Below are 1,474 nucleotides of genomic sequence, written 5' to 3' on the forward strand. Positions count from 1 at the left end.
TTTTGACGGAAACGTCCTTGCTTACCTTTTAATGAGTCAGATAATGATTTTAATGGTCTGTTTGATTCTGTTTTAACAGCAGAAGCTTTACGAGTGTTATCGAACAATGAATCTACAGATTCTTGTAACATACGTTTTTCGTTTCTTAAGATAACTTCTGGAGCTTTAATCTCCATTAATCTTTTCAAACGGTTGTTACGGATGATTACACGACGATATAAATCGTTCAAATCTGAAGTTGCAAAACGACCTCCATCAAGTGGCACAAGAGGACGTAATTCTGGTGGGATAACTGGAACCACTTTCATAATCATCCATTCAGGACGGTTTTCGCGGTTTTCGTTAGACTCACGGAAAGACTCAACAACTTGTAATCTTTTTAAAGCCTCAGTTTTTCTTTGTTTAGATGTTTCGTTGTTAGCGCTGTGTCTTAATTCATAAGATAAAGCATCTAAGTCAATACGAGCTAATAAATCCATAATACACTCTGCTCCCATTTTGGCAACAAATTTATTAGGATCTAAATCATCTAAATATTGATTTTCTTGTGGAAGAGTATCTAAAATGTTTAAGTATTCTTCTTCAGTTAAGAAATCAAGTCTTTGCAAAGACTCTCCATCTGCATTTTTAGCAATACCAGCTTGGATTACTACGTATCTTTCGTAGTAAATGATCATATCTAATTTCTTAGATGGAAGACCAAGGATATAACCAATTTTGTTTGGAAGAGAACGGAAGTACCAAATATGAGCAATTGGCACAACAAGGTTGATGTGTCCTACTCTATCACGACGTACTTTTTTCTCAGTAACTTCAACACCACAACGGTCACAGATGATACCTTTGTAACGAATTCTTTTATACTTACCACAAGCACATTCGAAATCTTTTACTGGTCCGAAGATTCTTTCGCAGAAAAGTCCGTCACGCTCTGGTTTGTGAGTTCTATAGTTAATAGTTTCTGGCTTTAAGACCTCTCCTCTTGATTCTTTCAAGATAGATTCTGGTGAAGCCAATCCAATAGAGATTTTGTTAAATCTTTTTACTGGATTTTTATCTTTATTATTGTTTCTGTTATTCATCATAGTTTTTACTATTGATTTATTTGCAATTAAAAAATTGAATTTAGATTTATAATCTACTCTTAAAAAGATAAGAGTTAATCATTCAGCTACTACCTCGGGTTACTTCTCTAAACCTCAAATTCTTATTTGAAGCGCTAGTTATAAAATGCCTCGCATTGTTATAAAAAATCGGAACGGTTTACGGGTATAAATCTTTAAAAACTTATTATAAATGAGTAATCAGTCCCATTAAAAAATGAGACTGACTACAAAACTTTTATTTATTCTTCCAAACGAAGATCTAAACCTAGACCTTTCAATTCGTGCATTAATACATTGAATGATTCTGGTAAACCTGGTTCTGGCATAGTTTCTCCCTTAACGATAGCTTCGTAAGTTTTAGCTCTACC

1 pseudogene is annotated in these 1,474 nt (G+C 33.8%); it reads right to left on the reverse strand.

Annotated features, from left to right (window positions below):
* Positions 1-1,085 (reverse strand): annotated as a pseudogene (locus tag B3J44_RS12895) (DNA-directed RNA polymerase subunit beta'); the annotation flags it as partial.
* Positions 1,086-1,474: the final 389 nt, after the last annotated feature.

Origin of the sequence: Flavobacterium sp. UBA4854 (genome assembly GCF_002399805.1) — a bacterium.
In the GTDB taxonomy this organism is placed as follows: domain Bacteria; phylum Bacteroidota; class Bacteroidia; order Flavobacteriales; family Flavobacteriaceae; genus Flavobacterium; species Flavobacterium ginsengisoli.